This window comes from Paenibacillus donghaensis, assembly GCF_002192415.1.
Classification (GTDB): domain Bacteria; phylum Bacillota; class Bacilli; order Paenibacillales; family Paenibacillaceae; genus Paenibacillus_AQ; species Paenibacillus_AQ donghaensis.
In genome coordinates this window covers 611,299-625,796 of the sequence record NZ_CP021780.1, presented here as the reverse complement: position 1 = coordinate 625,796, position 14,498 = coordinate 611,299, and the positions used below count along the sequence as shown (strand labels likewise).

17 protein-coding genes and 2 pseudogenes are annotated in these 14,498 nt (G+C 40.8%); 2 read left to right on the top strand and 17 right to left on the bottom strand.

The genetic code is table 11. The features are described from left to right. Positions 1-724 precede the first annotated feature (724 nt). The 6 genes and pseudogenes from B9T62_RS41620 to azlC all read right to left on the bottom strand — a co-directional run bounded on the left by B9T62_RS41620 (position 725) and on the right by azlC (position 4,024). Complete coding sequence (locus B9T62_RS41620) at positions 725-964, bottom strand: zinc ribbon domain-containing protein (protein WP_087913815.1); 240 nt, start codon at positions 962-964, stop codon at positions 725-727. Further along, positions 964-1,485 (bottom strand): annotated as a pseudogene (locus tag B9T62_RS41425) (transposase); the annotation flags it as partial. The gene B9T62_RS41620 and the pseudogene B9T62_RS41425, both read right to left, overlap by 1 nt. A 133-nt stretch (positions 1,486-1,618) precedes the next feature. Beyond that, positions 1,619-2,710: a pyrroline-5-carboxylate reductase dimerization domain-containing protein gene (locus B9T62_RS02465; protein WP_087913814.1), complete on the bottom strand. Its 1,092-nt coding sequence runs from the start codon at positions 2,708-2,710 to the stop codon at positions 1,619-1,621. Continuing rightward, positions 2,700-2,963, bottom strand: a complete 264-nt coding sequence (locus tag B9T62_RS02460) for an NAD(P)-binding domain-containing protein (RefSeq protein ID WP_087913813.1) — start codon at positions 2,961-2,963, stop codon at positions 2,700-2,702. The genes B9T62_RS02465 and B9T62_RS02460 overlap by 11 nt, the downstream gene beginning before the upstream one ends. Before the next feature lie 18 nt (positions 2,964-2,981). Continuing rightward, positions 2,982-3,314, bottom strand: coding sequence for a branched-chain amino acid transporter permease (locus B9T62_RS02455; RefSeq protein ID WP_087913812.1), 333 nt, complete (start codon positions 3,312-3,314; stop codon positions 2,982-2,984). Then, positions 3,305-4,024: an azaleucine resistance protein AzlC gene (gene azlC, locus B9T62_RS02450; protein WP_087913811.1), complete on the bottom strand. Its 720-nt coding sequence runs from the start codon at positions 4,022-4,024 to the stop codon at positions 3,305-3,307. Before azlC ends, B9T62_RS02455 begins: the two co-directional genes overlap by 10 nt. Before the next feature lie 109 nt (positions 4,025-4,133). On the opposite strand from azlC, the gene B9T62_RS02445 reads away from it, so the two are divergent. Then, positions 4,134-5,534, top strand: a complete 1,401-nt coding sequence (locus B9T62_RS02445) for an aminotransferase-like domain-containing protein (RefSeq protein WP_087913810.1) — start codon at positions 4,134-4,136, stop codon at positions 5,532-5,534. Between the two features lie 359 nt (positions 5,535-5,893). Here B9T62_RS02445 and B9T62_RS02440 read toward each other — a convergent pair whose 3' ends face one another. The 9 genes and pseudogenes from B9T62_RS02440 to B9T62_RS02400 all read right to left on the bottom strand — a co-directional run bounded on the left by B9T62_RS02440 (position 5,894) and on the right by B9T62_RS02400 (position 11,251). Beyond that, positions 5,894-6,307 carry an ester cyclase gene (locus B9T62_RS02440; protein ID WP_087913809.1) on the bottom strand — a complete coding sequence of 138 codons (414 nt, stop codon included), beginning with the start codon at positions 6,305-6,307 and terminating at the stop codon, positions 5,894-5,896. A gap of 273 nt (positions 6,308-6,580) precedes the next feature. After that, on the bottom strand, positions 6,581-6,832 hold the full coding sequence (locus tag B9T62_RS41160; RefSeq protein ID WP_087913808.1) for an ATP-binding cassette domain-containing protein: 252 nt from the start codon (positions 6,830-6,832) through the stop codon (positions 6,581-6,583). A gap of 571 nt (positions 6,833-7,403) precedes the next feature. Continuing rightward, complete coding sequence (locus tag B9T62_RS02425) at positions 7,404-8,387, bottom strand: aldo/keto reductase (protein WP_087913806.1); 984 nt, start codon at positions 8,385-8,387, stop codon at positions 7,404-7,406. A gap of 3 nt (positions 8,388-8,390) precedes the next feature. After that, a complete protein-coding gene (locus B9T62_RS41615; protein ID WP_425436675.1) occupies positions 8,391-8,537 on the bottom strand; it encodes a hypothetical protein in 147 nt (48 codons plus the stop codon). Between the two features lie 169 nt (positions 8,538-8,706). Then, positions 8,707-8,892, bottom strand: a pseudogene (locus B9T62_RS02415) (SDR family oxidoreductase); the annotation flags it as partial. Between the two features lie 95 nt (positions 8,893-8,987). Then, positions 8,988-9,278, bottom strand: a complete 291-nt coding sequence (locus tag B9T62_RS40145; protein WP_211296403.1) for a hypothetical protein — start codon at positions 9,276-9,278, stop codon at positions 8,988-8,990. A 32-nt stretch (positions 9,279-9,310) separates the two neighbouring features. Beyond that, a complete protein-coding gene (locus tag B9T62_RS40140) occupies positions 9,311-9,658 on the bottom strand; it encodes an alpha/beta hydrolase family protein (RefSeq protein ID WP_211296402.1) in 348 nt (115 codons plus the stop codon). 54 nt (positions 9,659-9,712) lie between these two features. Beyond that, a complete protein-coding gene (locus B9T62_RS02405) occupies positions 9,713-10,456 on the bottom strand; it encodes a dihydrofolate reductase family protein (protein ID WP_211296401.1) in 744 nt (247 codons plus the stop codon). Positions 10,457-10,504: 48 nt separating this feature from the next. Continuing rightward, positions 10,505-11,251, bottom strand: coding sequence for an SDR family oxidoreductase (locus B9T62_RS02400; RefSeq protein ID WP_087913802.1), 747 nt, complete (start codon positions 11,249-11,251; stop codon positions 10,505-10,507). A 214-nt stretch (positions 11,252-11,465) separates the two neighbouring features. Between B9T62_RS02400 and B9T62_RS02395 the strand changes: the two genes are divergently transcribed. Beyond that, positions 11,466-12,011: a TetR/AcrR family transcriptional regulator gene (locus tag B9T62_RS02395; RefSeq protein WP_087913801.1), complete on the top strand. Its 546-nt coding sequence runs from the start codon at positions 11,466-11,468 to the stop codon at positions 12,009-12,011. Between the two features lie 80 nt (positions 12,012-12,091). Here the strand turns inward: B9T62_RS02395 and B9T62_RS02390 are convergent, their stop codons facing one another. After that, positions 12,092-12,982: a MurR/RpiR family transcriptional regulator gene (locus B9T62_RS02390; RefSeq protein ID WP_087913800.1), complete on the bottom strand. Its 891-nt coding sequence runs from the start codon at positions 12,980-12,982 to the stop codon at positions 12,092-12,094. A 61-nt stretch (positions 12,983-13,043) separates the two neighbouring features. Beyond that, positions 13,044-14,471, bottom strand: coding sequence for a 6-phospho-beta-glucosidase (locus B9T62_RS02385; protein ID WP_087913799.1), 1,428 nt, complete (start codon positions 14,469-14,471; stop codon positions 13,044-13,046). Positions 14,472-14,498: the final 27 nt, after the last annotated feature.

The window sequence follows — 14,498 nt, the reverse complement described above, 5'->3', positions numbered from 1 at the left end:
CTCACCAGCCCCATAGCCAACGCTAACCGCCTGCTTCATTTACAATCGGGGGAGTCACGGCGGAGAAGCCGGGCTTCTTCGGTACCCGGTTTTTATCTCCAAGCTCCTTGCGAACGAGTACACCCCATCTTATCGACGCATATCTCGAAATTGCATAAAAAACAAAACCCATCTATATTCAGATGGGAAGTAACGTTATTCATAAGCATCGCCACGGGAAGCAATTTCTAAAATATGGACAATTAACCGACTGCTTTGAACTGTATAAACAATTCAATAAGAGCCAACTCGTAGTCTGAATTCATCTAAAGTTCCCTTCATTCTTTTTATATCGAGTTCAGCGCTTCCTTATAGAACTTAATTGAGTAGATCATCTATTACATCCTTAAGTTTGATTCCCTCACCACGAGTAATTGACTTTTGGGCTCTGGCAATATCGTCAATATCCTCTTGTGTAGTTGGTTCGTCATCCCAAGGAATATTTCGGCAGTTCGAATTAACTGCCAATTTTTCCAGGAATTCAGCTGCGATAGGGAGAGCATCTTCAGGTAATTGTTGAATTTATTTAAATGATCTTTGGAGACAGCCATACAAGATCAACTCCTAAAAAGACTTTGTTAAACATTATAGCACGATTACAAACAATTATTTGGTCAAAATGAACCTCCCCTACTTACGCTTCGCTAAGAAGTAGGGGGTTCTTACAAAGCCCTACTGTAACTTTCTACAAGCAAACAGGATGGCTGCTTCCTTTCGCGGGATGCGGAATGTTACGGCAGGGTTCAGTAAGCAACACTTTTGCTCCATAAAGATATTTGGACAATATTCCTTTGCTGCCATGAACATCCTGATGTTTTTCATAGCCGCAGGTACAGGTGTAGATTCTTGCAGAAGTCTTCTTTCTTCTACCGCAACAAGGACATTGTTGGCTCGTATTAGACTGGACCAGGAAACGATTCGTCATCCTTCGAAGGCGAGCAAGGGATGATAGCTTTTACGCCCCGGCTTATGGGAATGGCCCCCTTTGGCGGCCTTGGCCTGGTTTCCATAGACGGTCTCCACGGTGGAATCCAAATCCAGAATAAGTGTGGACGGGAGGCACGGACGAATGAGGTCAAGGTTGATTTTCCGAAGTTCCATTCGCATCTGGGAATTCGTTCAGCCCAGGCGATTCATTTCTTTGTAGAGTAGGGAATGGTGCGGACAGCGCCCGCCGAGAAAACGGCGGAGGAGGGAGTCCTTTTGCCACCTGCGAAAATGGAAGAGACGCTCGCAGCCCAGCACCCAGCCGACGATGAGATAGAGTAAAATCCGATGCACGGGAAACAGCGAATTGCTGGCTTTGCCTCCGGACAGGGTTTGCAGCACACGGCCCAGTTTAATTTTTTCGAGATAATCGAGAAAGATTTTGCTTCCTCCAATGCTAGTGGCTTGCGGCAATGAAAATTCGGTCTTGATTTTATGGATGGGTGTGGTAGACTTCACCTAAAAGGTGCTCCTCTCTTTGGGTGATTTTGTTCTCGCAAACACCATTCTACCAAATATTTGAGCCCTTTTTTTGTTTTTTGAGGAGATTACTTTCGAAATTCAGGTTAATCTTTAATCCTAACAAAAGCGGCTAAAAGTCTTCCAGTCTCCACGAATTTCGGTAAGTTAGCTTCGCAGTGTCCTGGGTTGGAAATTCAACCGGAAGCCATATATATGAGCAGTGTTCGAAGTTCTGGGTATTATGTCGTTCAGCCATAAAAATAAATAAGCCCGGCTTCTCTTCTACAGGTAGTATATAGGTACTTTGTGATTGAAAAGTGGTATTAGTTATATCATTCTCACAAGGATCTCCCATGTCTATCCACGGACCTAAGAGGCTTTCAGCTCTGAAGTACTTTGCTGGATTCGGGTTCCATCCTGTAAGCCCTGATGTGAACATAAAATAATACCTATTGTGATAAAGAATAGCAGCTGCCTCCCGCCAGTAAGCAACACCGAGCCGGCGGTAGACATTAGTAAAAGATAGATAATCTTCACTCAATTTAACGATATGCAAGCAGCGATCTTGATCTACAACCCTGTCATAAATGAAATATCCAGTACCATCCTTGTCTTTATACACAGTACAATCCTTGAGAGAACGTTCTGATGATTTCGTTATAGCTCCTATAATCGCTTTTTTCACACTGAATTGCTCGAGATATTCAATTCCCGCTTGGGTTGTTCCATTTGGTGAGGTAACCTTTCTTCGAAGTTCTTTTGGTGAATGTAATGCGTCTCTTGCCATCTTCGCAGCACCATAAACGGTTTCTACAACAAGTTTGTTTGTGATTTCAGAAGGAAAGCCTTGTTCCGTAGCTGCAGTCACCATTGCTTCCATTAGAAAATAAACATAAGCGGGTCCACTACCGAAAACACCTGTTGCAGCATGCTGTAACTCTTCAGATACAACTGTAGTTATCCCTACAGCATCGAAAAGAGTTTCTGTAATAATACGATGCTCATCACTGATATTGTCAGGATAACTAATGAATGTGGTGGCTAAACCGATAGTAACTGAAGTATTCGGCATTGCACGAATTATAGATTGTTTACTTACAATGGTTCGCTGTATACGTTCAAGAGATAGCCCAGCTACAATTGAAATGATGAGCTGATGTGAGCTTAGAAAAGGTCTAATATTCTCTAATGCCTCGATTGAGGTGTTAGGTTTAACAGACAATGATGATGTCTGCTTTTTGAATCAAGTCATCAACTGTACAATCCTGAAGAATAGTTTGTACGCCGTATTCACGATGTAAAAATTGCAATCTTTCAATATTGGAACGATTTATTATTGAGAGTTGATCCCCATTTACTAAATGATTATCCGTGATTCCTTGATTGATCGCTTGCGCTATAGAACCTGCTCCTATAAAGCACAAATTCATCTTAGATATAAGTGATGGTCCGGTAAATTCTGAACTGTTTTTCATTGTGTGGCTCCAATCGATTTAAAATACAAACTGGACAAGCAACATATAAAGTACTGTACCGCTAGCGATGGATAATAACATATTTCTTTTCCAATAATGGAGTAAGATAATCATTAGAATGGAGATGATCTCCGGTATACCGTAGTTTCCGGACAGAAAAGAAACACCTTTGATGCTGTAGATTACAAGTAGTCCTAGCGCCGCTGAAGGGAGCATGTTACCGAGATATTGGATATATTTTGGTGTGGGTCGACCAGGTGGAAACAAGATAAACGGGATGAAGCGGGTCATCATTGTACCCAAAATCACCATTCCGATTGTGATGACGGTCTCCCAAGATGTCATTGACATACACTTTCACCTGCTTTCTTCTCTAATTTTCTTCGCAGAAGTGAAAGAGTAACAAGAAGTCCGATCATAGAGGGAATGATAAAATTTGTGCGGTTAAAGATCATGAGGCATACGATAGAAATACCTAGACCTAGTAATGCACTATGATGCTTATCTTCCTTCATCCATTGCTCAATGAAGATGACAACAAAAAGAGCTATCATAACGAACTCAAGCCCCTCCATGTTAATTGTGACCAGTGAACCAAATATTCCTCCGATGGCTGCACCCACCACCCAATAGCAATGGTTAAGAGCGGTTACGAAGAACATGTACCATCCCCTATCCACATTTGGTGGGATGTCGGCTGTATAATTTATGGAAAATGATTCATCGCATAATCCAAATATTAAATATATCTTTTTAAATCCAGTTCCTTTATATCTTTCCAGCATAGATATTCCATAAAATAAATGCCTTGCATTTACCATTAAGGTCATTAGCAAAGCTCCGAGTGGATTAAATGGACTAAGAAGCAAGTTCACTGCTACAAATTCCATGGAACCGGCAAAAATAAGTAATGCCATAAGTACAGCATAAATTGCATTGAATCCGGAAAGGTTCATTAATATACCGTAAGCGATCCCTAGAAACATAAATCCGGCCATAATTGGAATCGTAGGTGGAAAAGCTGCTTTTAAAGCTTCCCGAAGTTTATTTCTTGGCGTCATTATTTGCTGCATCTCCTTGTAAAGTTAAATTCTTTGTTAGTTTAGCAACGAAAATGCATACAAACAATGTTATAATTGTATGTATTACAATATTGTGAGGTGTGAGTAAATGCCGTTTAATTCATTTGAACATTATCCAATGTCATGGAAACCTGATAAAACTCAATTACAACGTCCCCTTTATCGCTCTCTCGCACAATTGCTGGAACATGATATCACGCATGGATTCTTAGCTCCTGGTACTAAACTTCCGCCCCAACGAGAGCTAGCTGATTATTTGGATGTGAATTTCACCACCATTACACGTGCATATAAACAATGCGAACTTAAAGGACTAATTTATGGTGTTACAGGCAATGGTACCTTTGTAGCAGCCAATGCAGCTCGATCCGTTACCATTTCGAAAGAGCGAGATTCGAACAGATACATTGATCTCGGTTTTGTCGCCTCATTCGAGCAGACAAATGATCTCGTTACGGAGGTAATCAAAGACGTTGTAGAGAAGAGCTATCTCGAGGAGTTATTGAATTATAACGATCCTTCAGGCATTCCTCATCACAAATTAGCTGCACTTAATTGGATGCAGACGTTAGGAATTAATGCCTCTCCTGAGCATGTAGCTATCGTTTCAGGCGCGCAAAACGCCCTCACAATTGCCCTGCTTGCCTTATTTGAACCGGGGAATCGTATTGCGGTTGACCTATATACCTACGCCAACTTTATTGAAGTTTCTAAGATGCTTCGTATTAGGTTAGTTCCTGTTTTAGGCGATGAATGCGGTATGCTGCCTGAGTCACTAGAAGAACAATGTTCCCTATTGAATCTGCACGGCGTATTTTTAATGCCCTCCTGTGCGAATCCAACGACAATCATGATGCCAGAAAAACGAAAAGTTGAGTTGGCACAAATCATTCAAAAGCACCGATTAATTTTAATTGAAGATGACACGCATGCCTTCTTGTCTGCAGGAATAATTGATCACTATGGTCAGCCTATGTATCAGCTTCTGCCTGAGCAAACCATCTATATCTGCAGTACTGCTAAATCCATTTGTTCTGGACTTCGGGTCGCCTATATAGTTTTCCATGAAGCATTCAAAAATAAAATGTTGAAGGCAATGTATAACGTTAATGTCAAGACATCCTCATTAGATGTTGAAATTGTTACCCAACTAATTTTGTCTGGAAAAGCAAATGCCATTGTTGCAATGAAAAAGGAATTGGCCCAAACGGCTAATAAGACGTTCAATGAATTCTTCCCAGATGTATCAAAAACAGGACATCCCCTGAGTTTTTTTAGATGGCTTCCTATGGCAAGAGATGTGGATGAAACATCTTCAGAGAAATTCTTTTTGAAACAAGGGGTACGTGTATTCCATTCCAATCGGTTTTTAAGTGGAAACCATACGGGGGACAATTTCCTTCGAGTAGCCCTTTCCTCTACTCCCTCTTTGCAAGAATTGAGAGCCGGTTTGGAAATGTTAAAGAAAATCTTGGATGAGTGTAACTAACAGAGTGTAAATTAACAGGTGTTTATGCGCTGATCAAATACATCTATTCAGTTAGCTTTCTTTTACATAACAAAAAAAGCCACCAAAGGGATCTATGTCCCCTTAATAACTCTTAATATGATGGTTTTTATTTTTTGAAAAGGCAATCACGCTTAACTTTAACCTGATGATTGTGATGTCTCTAATCTTTCTGAACATTGAAGCTGTTAATGGTTTTTAATAAACTTTTCCAAGTACAGATTCATGGGATTAAATGCAATGCTCTCTTCTACTAGCACTGTCTTAACAAAAATGCCGCTTTTTCAGCGGCATTTTGTTAAGAAGCACTTCATTCACTTCTCATGTGATGAAAAAAACAATTAAGCTTTCGGAATTGCCCCTAACTGTTGCAGCAATCCAAGCATATCAGGTTGGCCATACTCTTCAATAATTTGACCATTGGAGAAACGATAAAAATTCATTGCATTCACCTCAATTTTTTTACTCGTTGGCGGAAAACCGAAAAACACACCGTCTTGTGTGCCTTTCATAACAAAACGTGTTGCTACAAGGTCGCCTTCTGCCACCAATTCCTTAACAGTCCATTGAATATCCGAAAAACCAGATCTCATCATATGAATTATTGAGAGGTAGCCATCTGGCCCCCTCATTGGCTCTTCTTGCATCGGTACATAAAAAACCGCTTCTGGAGCAATCAATTCTTCAGCAAGTTCTTTGCTTGCCGTATTAATGAAGTCCGTAAAACGGTACATCAGTTGTTTGTTGTTCGTCATTATAAAACTCCTTTCTAATTTCCCTTCAGCCAGTAATCTCTACTAATTTTATATCTACTTTAGGTAGTTGGTAAGTAGGCACCTTAATGTTACATAGGAACCTTTTTGTAACTATTATCTATCTTTTCCTTTGCTCAAAAGTTTGATTCAAAAAATCCACAAATAGTGTTAATCGAGTAGGAGGCTACCCAGTGGTTGGGTAGCCTACCTCTCACACCACCGTACGTCAGTCTGTTTAACAATTGATAGTTGGGCACGCTTTAAAACATGGATTTATGCAATTTTACTCAAATCTACCGTAACGGGGTCCAGGGTAGCAATATCTTCTCCAAAAAGCGTAATGCTCCCCTCGTCCGGTTCATACAGACGGTTAATCATTTTCAGCAATGTAGTTTTGCCGGAGCCCGAGGAGCCCAGAATAGTAATGAACTCCCCCTCCTCAATGGACAGACTTACATGATCCACCGCATAAGCTGTTTCCAGCATAATGGCAGGCACTTCTTTCAGTCCGGCAACAGTATTCATTAGACAATCCACTTTCCGTATATCCTGTGTTCCGCACACAAATACCCCAGGATGATTCCAATCAAGGCTGAGACTGCCAGAGCCAAGACGCTGATGGAGATGTGCTCTTGTACGGAGAGCAAGTAAGCACTCATGTCAGTTGTAAAATAATTCGTTATCTGCTCCCATAAGCTGCTGTCCAAGCTGAATCCCGCCTTTACCGATTGAATTTTCTAGCACTGAATTAAGCATAAGTTATATAGTTACTTACTGGAAGTAGGCGCTTTTTTATTATAGAGTTACCTTTATGTAACTATTGGAGAGTTTGTTATGGTTTTGTTGACAGCATTTTCAAGCAGTCAACCAGAGACTCAGATTTCCTCTGCGACAGAAATGCTCTGGTCATGATACTCAACAATACCTCAAATTAGCATAGGTAATTTCGTATCTATATTGCCGCTGTTATCACAGATTTATCGTTTACGTCTTCTTCAATAACCGGCCTGCTCATATTGCAAATCCACATTGTTCACACATTTTGATTGGCGCAAATATAGAGTCTTATCATGGATTTGCTGGATTTATAGTCACCTTATGACCATTTTCCTGTTAGTACCTCTCCACGATCGGTTGCCGGTGCAGGTGTTCTGGACAAACGGGAAATTTCAGCATACATTTCTGGTGTCATTTTAAAATCTGCAGCTGCTAACGAATCTTCCAATTGGTTTAGATTGCGTGCTCCAATAATTGGGGCAGTAACAGCAGGGTTAGCCATTACCCAGGCAACTGCCAAAGTTGCGGGCTTCACATCATGTGCTTGCGCATACTTGGTGAACTCTTCAGCCACAACAAAGTCTTCGTTAGCACCGTAACGGTCACCGTAGCGGGCATCCTCGACAAGACGTCCCTGATCAGGGCGTTTGTCCACTCCATACTTGCCAGTTAATAAACCAGCCCCCAGTGGACTGTAAGTAATAACCCCGATTTGTTCGGATTTCGCCATCGGCAAAATTTCCACTTCCGCTTGACGCTTAACCAGGCTGTACATCGGTTGAATTAATTCGAAACGCGCCAATTGCTCTTTTGCAGAAATGCCTAAAGCTTTGCCAATTTGCCAAGCTGCCCAATTGCTTACCGAAGGATAGAGAATCTTGCCTTGCCGTTGCAGGTCGTCCAGGGCACGCAGCGTTTCTTCTACTGGCGTACTTTCATCAAAATCATGCACAAAATAAAAATCAATATAGTCCGTTTTCAAGCGCCGTAAGCTGTCTTCAACACCTTGCACAATGTGACGTCTGGACAAGCCTTTGGCATTGACATCATCGCTTGTCGGCCAAAACACTTTTGTTGTTAGGACAATGTTGTCCCGCTCATGCGCAATACACTCTCCCAGAATTTCTTCAGAACGCCCCCGGCTATAAACATCGGCTGTATCGAAGAAGTTGATACCTGCTTCCCGGCAACGGTTATACATAGCTTTGGATGTTTCTTCATCCGCAGTGGCACCAAAAGACATTGTACCGAAACATAGACTTGAGACGTTAATGCCTGTTTTCCCCACTGTACCGTGTTCCATTATTTACCTCCAACAAATTAATTTTTTTGTTATCTCAAATAGGGTGACGGAGTTCGATGCACCATCTGCAATCGGGACTAAAACCCGGCTCAACTCATCAATGATCCCCTCGCTCAAAAGGGAGCCGTTTATAAAGCCTCCACCTTCCAGCAGTACCTCATCATCGGTAAGTACCTCTACGAGATGATCGCCCGTTTGAACCTGCTCCCCTTTTGAAATGCTGTTTGTTGTCCATCCTTATTTTCCATAGGGATCTACTGCTACCGCATAGGTCTAGCCACTTTTTGGGCTACGTAATCCGTCCTCGAGATAGCCGGAGTGTTACTTTGTAGACGGCTTTGCCTCCACTTTTTTCGATTTTTGCTTGCAGCTTCTGCAAGCGATCCTCACGGCGGGCAGCCAGCACAAGCTTCGCACCTTTAGACGCAAGCTCCTTCGCAGTGGCTTCCCCAATCCCGCTGGAGGCACCTGTAATAATGACAACTTTATCTTGAATATTCGACATGTGAAATACATTCTTTCGTTTTTAAATAGTTTTGCCAATGATCTTTATAGTGGATAGAAGAATACTCAAATCTCAAGAAGCAATTAAAAAAGCGTTTATTGAACTGATGTCCGAATCAAACGCGGTGAAATTGATTTAATATACGTAAGCAGAAGAAAGTTCATAAATGCCATGCTGCTTGTAATGGTAAATTGAGTAATTGAGTTCGGGTGATATCCACGAGGGGTGGAATAAAATTCACCAAACTCACGACCGATAGGGTCAGTATTCTCGTCAAATCCGATAGTTGCTCCTCGGGGACTCAGCGCTGGCTGATTCACTTCAAAGTCTGCGTAGCGCTGCTCGGCAATTGCGTCGAGCATACTATTGCGATCTTCTTCGGTCATTGATTCCTGAAAGCCGGCTGCACTGAAATCTTCTACAAATAGTTCAGGGGAAGCAAGGTGACGCGGCTCTCCACTGCTGTACCCGTTATACGATGGATCAAATGTAAGTGCTCTGCCAGGTTATTTGCATAAACACCCGGTCCCTGCTCTTTAACACCGCAATAAGGAGCGCCTATAATAACAGCTGCGTGTTTCTTTGACTCATCAAAGTCTTTTGGCATGTAGAGATCTGCCGCAATTTTGATTCCAAATCTGTTATTGAATGAAATTAGTTTTCTTGTTACCTTATCGCTTAAGTTAAAAATATAGTTGCCTGTCTGTGTTATTATTTTAAACCTCTCTTTTTGTTTTTTAGTTTTAACTACGGGCTTGTTGTTCATTCATGATATTTAAAACTGTTAGAATACTTTTCTAATGGACGCTTGTCTAGCCGACTAATTCTTTACAATATATCTGAGCCAGACGCCATCTCCCTCAGTGGCCTCGACACTTTTGAGTGAAAATGCTACAGGCGCTTTTGACGGCAAATAATCCGCCTTCTCAAACAAAGTCACTGTATCCGTTTCCCCATCAGTAACTGGTATCATGACGATGCTTAATTCATCTACTATATCTTCCTGTAAAAATGACCAGTTAATAAAACCGCCACCCGACAACATCAGTACCTCAATATCAAATAATGATTTTAGTTTTTCAGCAGCTAACGTACAATTCAAGCTATCTTCACCAGCAAAAATGTATGAAATTTCGTATTTACGCAAATATGTGATATAAGCATCAGTCACCTTATTCGTGAGCACCTCAATAATGTGCGCTCTTGGTCTTGACATGTAATCTACATAATTTTGTGTCCATCCTAATTTGCCAGAAGGATCAACGGAGACAATATACATCTCTGCATTTGGCTTTGCAACATAATCTGTCCTTGAATAAATAGGGACATTCTCATCGAGTTCGGGTTTATGACCCCGAGTAAAATTTTCTTCCATCGTGACACGGCCACACAACCATGCATGCGGATGATACGTTTCATTGGTGCGTTCATATTCCTCGTCGACAATTCTTGTTTCAGGTAATTGCATAAATGGACCTGTAATTTTACCATTTAAGGACGTCATCATATGACACACGATATAAGGCCGATTGACAGTTTTTGAATTAGTTTGATTGCTCATCATATAACCTCCATAAAAGTTGTCTTTACTGAGGCAAAAAAATATATAGAATTAACCAACTTGAACGGTTGGACGAATAATCATTTCATTGATTCCTACATCGGATGGCTGCTCAACTGCAAAGGCAATGGCACGAGCAATGCTGTCAGCTTCAATGGCTACTTTGTAAAATTCATTGAGACCCGCTTTGGTTTCCGCATCTGAGGTTGTTTCTACCAGCTCGCTGCTTACAGCCCCTGGAGAAACATTCGTAACACGGATATTGGTACCGCTGATGGCTTCTTCTTGACGCAACCCTTCAGAGATTGCCTTCACTGCAAATTTAGTGCCACAATATACCGTTCCGCCTGGGTAAATGTTATGACCGGCTACCGAAGAAAGATTAATAATATGACCTGATTTACGTTCTCTCATCGACGGGAGTACCGCAGCAATAGCATACAAAACCCCTTTGATGTTGACGTCAATCATCTGATCCCATTCATCAACCATTTTCTTAAACATAAAAGCTTGTGGCATGATTCCCGCGTTGTTAACTAATACATCAATTTTCTCAAACTTTTCAAGCGCATAGGCGGCTAGCTCTTCCATTTGCTCACGCGAGGTCACATCCGTCACTTTGTAGACGGCTTTGCCTCCACTTTTTTCGCTTTCTGCTTGCAGCTTCTGCAAGCGATCCTCACGGCGGGCAGCCAGCACAAGCTTTGCACCTTTAGACGCAAGCTCCTTCGCAGTGGCTTCCCCAATCCCGCTGGAGGCACCTGTAATAATGACAACTTTATCTTGAATATTCGACATGTGAAATACATCCTTTCGTTTTTAAAAGTAGTTTTACCAATGATATTTATTTAACACGCTTGGATATAACATCTTGATGCAATATCGCACACCTGTGTATAATATAAGATGTAAACAGGATATCTGCAATAACCAAAAGACTACGGTTCGTGCCGTATTGTACAATTCAAATACATCCGTCTATTTATTCTCAAGAAAGCCTGGTGATTTCATAATGTCTGTAGTCGATAGAAGAATACTCAAAACCCAAGAGGCAATTAAAAAAGCGTTTATTGAACTGATGTCGGAAACAAACTTCGACCATATTACGATACAAGACATCGCTGACAGAGCAAATGTTGGACGCAGAACCGTTTATCATCACTATCTGGATAAGTTCGATCTGCTGGATAAGCTCATTGAAGAGCATATAAGTGAGTTAGGAAGACTCTGCGAAACGGCAGCAGAATTAAGCTTTATAGATGCGAATCTAATTTGGTTTGAATACTTTGAACAAAATTATTCATTTTTTTCAATGATGTTAGCTAGCAAAGGCGCCCTTTCTTTTCGTAGTCGCTTCCTATCCTTTGTCATTGAAGAATTAAAGGGCGAAGTAGACATCAGCAGAGGTACAAACCAAGGATTAAGTGGAGATATTATTGTTAAATTTTTTGGCGCAGCTATTGTGGGGATAGTTGAATCTTATTTCACTGATGAAATACATCGATCGCCTGAGTTCGTGGCAGAACAGCTGGGGATTTTGTTAGAGCGGAATTTTTAGATGGGTTAAATTTGATTAAAGCAAAATAAATAACCAGTTGCCGTTGGATTATGACAACTGGTTATTTTACCTTTTGAGAACTAAGGATTCTCATTGATGTTATTGAGAGTTGAAAATCTTTGACGTTCTATTTCCTTCGAATTAAAGATTTTATGCTCAATATTCACCTTATAATTTTGCTTAAAGTAACAGGAAAACAAAACATTCAGGAGAAAGTGAACTGACTCTTCTGTTGCGAAATTAGATATCTTACTGTATAGCCTTTCTCTGGAGGACATCGTCAACGCACAATCAACATTTTTTCTGATATAGTTATCCCCTCCACTGGTAATACCAATGATCTGAACACCACGTTTTTTTAGCGCACTTATGTGGACAATGGGCTCCAGAATTTCATTATTTCCAGAATAAGAGATTACGATTGCGCAATCATTTTCTGTTAACACTTGTGTTGAGATGCTTGCCTCAAGTGGATTAGCAATTTCAACAATCTCCCCGATGGTTAACATTTTACGCCGGAAAACTTCCGCCAAATAAATATAGGGACTTATACAAAATAACGTGATTGCCTTGGATTTGGTCATAATCCCCACTGCTTGATTCAGCATATTTACATCGAGAAGATTGATTGTATCTTTTATACTTTCGGCTTGCAGAACTCCGATATTATTTGCAATCATTTCGTAGGAATCTTGTTCATTAAATGGGAAATTCGGATCTATTTCTGCATGAGACCGCTCCTCATACAACACTTCCTCCATAAATGCCGAAATAAATTCACGCCAGCCAGAATACCCAATTGTCTGAGCAAACCGCACTAAAGTTGCTTTCGATGTATACGTCCTTTTTGCTACTTCATTCATACTCAATTGACGTAAATTCGATTTTTCCTTGAGTACAAATTCGCCTATGGCTCTTCTGGTATCATTATATTGTAAGACAACTTCTTCTATTTGTTGAAAAAGATACATCAACTTATCACACCCTTTAGTGAAATATAACATAGTTTGATGTATATTTTACAATGAAAAGTTATCCTAAATCCTCACCATTGCTTTCAATGACTTTCTGATACCAGTAGAATGATTTCTTCTTACTGCGCTTCAGTGTCCCTTTCCCTTCATCATCACGATCAACGTATATGAAGCCATAACGCTTACTCATTTCGCCACTGCCGGCACTTACTAAATCAATACATCCCCAAGTAGTATAACCCATCAGTTCAACGCCATCTTCTTCAGCGGCCGCTTTGAATGCCTTAATATGCTCACGCAGATAATCTATTCGATAATCGTCTTCTACGTAGCCGTTTTCATCCGGTGTATCCACTGCGCCAAGTCCATTTTCTACAATAAATAAAGGTTTTTGATAGCGGTCATATAATACATTCAGCGCTGATCTCAATCCTAATGGGTCAATCTGCCACCCCCATTCAGAAGATTCCAAATAAGGATTTTTAATGGATTTGTATATATTCCCCGCCGTTTCATTGGTAACAGAAGAATCTGTGGCCACTACCCGTGAAGAATAATAGGAGAACGAAATAAAATCAACGGTATACTGTTTTAAGATTTCTTGATCTCCTTGTTTCATTTCAATTTGGATATTTTCTCGTGCAAATTTTTTGAACGCATAATTCGGGTAGGCGCCTCTGGATTGAATATCAATGAACAGATAATTTTCCCGGTCTTTTTCGATTGCTTTGGCATAATCCTCTGGACGACAGGAGTACGGATAATTATTTCCTCCGGCCAGCATACAGCCAATTTTGTTCTCCGGATCAACTTCATGCGCTATTTTAGTTGCGATGGCACTGGCTACTAGTTGGTGGTGCATAGCTTGATATTTTACCTGCTCTTCATTCTCATCTGGTTCAAAGCACAGACCAGCGCCTATAAACGGTGCATGCAGAATCATGTTCACTTCATTAAAGGTCAGCCAATATTTCACCAGCCCTTTGTAACGGTTGAATGCGGTACGACAGTATTGTTCATAGAAATCAATCATTTTACGATTACGCCATGAACCATATTTTTTGATAAGATTAACGGGTACATCAAAGTGTGTCAAAGTTACCAGAGGCTCGATATTGTACTTACGCAGTTCCAAAAAAACATTTTCATAAAATCTCAGTCCTTCTTCATTGGGCTGCTCATCATCCCCATTCGGAAAAATTCTGGACCATGATATCGACATGCGATAGGTTTTAAAGCCCATCTCTGCAAATAACTTAATATCTTCAAAATAATGATGATACATGTCAATTGCTTCTTTAGCGGGATAAAAGTGTTGATCGTCAAACTCCAGCATTTTAATTTTCCCCGCGCTTACTCCTGCCCGATCTTTACCTGTTGGCAACAAATCAACATTTGCTAAACCACGGTTGCCTAAATCGTATCCGCCTTCGGTTTGATTCGCCGCGGTTGCTCCGCCCCACAGAAAGTTAGGATTTAATCCCATTCTATCTCACTCCATTTTATCTTTATA

Bases quoted from the DNA above. Each gene is read 5' to 3' on its own strand.
- B9T62_RS02400 (WP_087913802.1), bottom strand. From the start codon at position 11,251: ATGTCGAATATTCAAGATAAAGTTGTCATTATTACAGGTGCCTCCAGC.
- B9T62_RS02385 (WP_087913799.1), bottom strand. From the start codon at position 14,471: ATGGGATTAAATCCTAACTTTCTGTGGGGCGGAGCAACCGCGGCGAAT.
- B9T62_RS02440 (WP_087913809.1), bottom strand. From the start codon at position 6,307: ATGACGAACAACAAACAACTGATGTACCGTTTTACGGACTTCATTAAT.
- B9T62_RS02390 (WP_087913800.1), bottom strand. From the start codon at position 12,982: ATGTATCTTTTTCAACAAATAGAAGAAGTTGTCTTACAATATAATGAT.
- B9T62_RS02445 (WP_087913810.1), top strand. From the start codon at position 4,134: ATGCCGTTTAATTCATTTGAACATTATCCAATGTCATGGAAACCTGAT.
- B9T62_RS02460 (WP_087913813.1), bottom strand. From the start codon at position 2,963: ATGAAAAACAGTTCAGAATTTACCGGACCATCACTTATATCTAAGATG.
- B9T62_RS02455 (WP_087913812.1), bottom strand. From the start codon at position 3,314: ATGTCAATGACATCTTGGGAGACCGTCATCACAATCGGAATGGTGATT.
- B9T62_RS41620 (WP_087913815.1), bottom strand. From the start codon at position 964: ATGACGAATCGTTTCCTGGTCCAGTCTAATACGAGCCAACAATGTCCT.
- B9T62_RS40140 (WP_211296402.1), bottom strand. From the start codon at position 9,658: ATGAACAACAAGCCCGTAGTTAAAACTAAAAAACAAAAAGAGAGGTTT.
- azlC (WP_087913811.1), bottom strand. From the start codon at position 4,024: ATGACGCCAAGAAATAAACTTCGGGAAGCTTTAAAAGCAGCTTTTCCA.
- B9T62_RS02395 (WP_087913801.1), top strand. From the start codon at position 11,466: ATGTCTGTAGTCGATAGAAGAATACTCAAAACCCAAGAGGCAATTAAA.
- B9T62_RS40145 (WP_211296403.1), bottom strand. From the start codon at position 9,278: ATGACCGAAGAAGATCGCAATAGTATGCTCGACGCAATTGCCGAGCAG.
- B9T62_RS02405 (WP_211296401.1), bottom strand. From the start codon at position 10,456: ATGATGAGCAATCAAACTAATTCAAAAACTGTCAATCGGCCTTATATC.
- B9T62_RS02425 (WP_087913806.1), bottom strand. From the start codon at position 8,387: ATGGAACACGGTACAGTGGGGAAAACAGGCATTAACGTCTCAAGTCTA.
- B9T62_RS41160 (WP_087913808.1), bottom strand. From the start codon at position 6,832: ATGAATACTGTTGCCGGACTGAAAGAAGTGCCTGCCATTATGCTGGAA.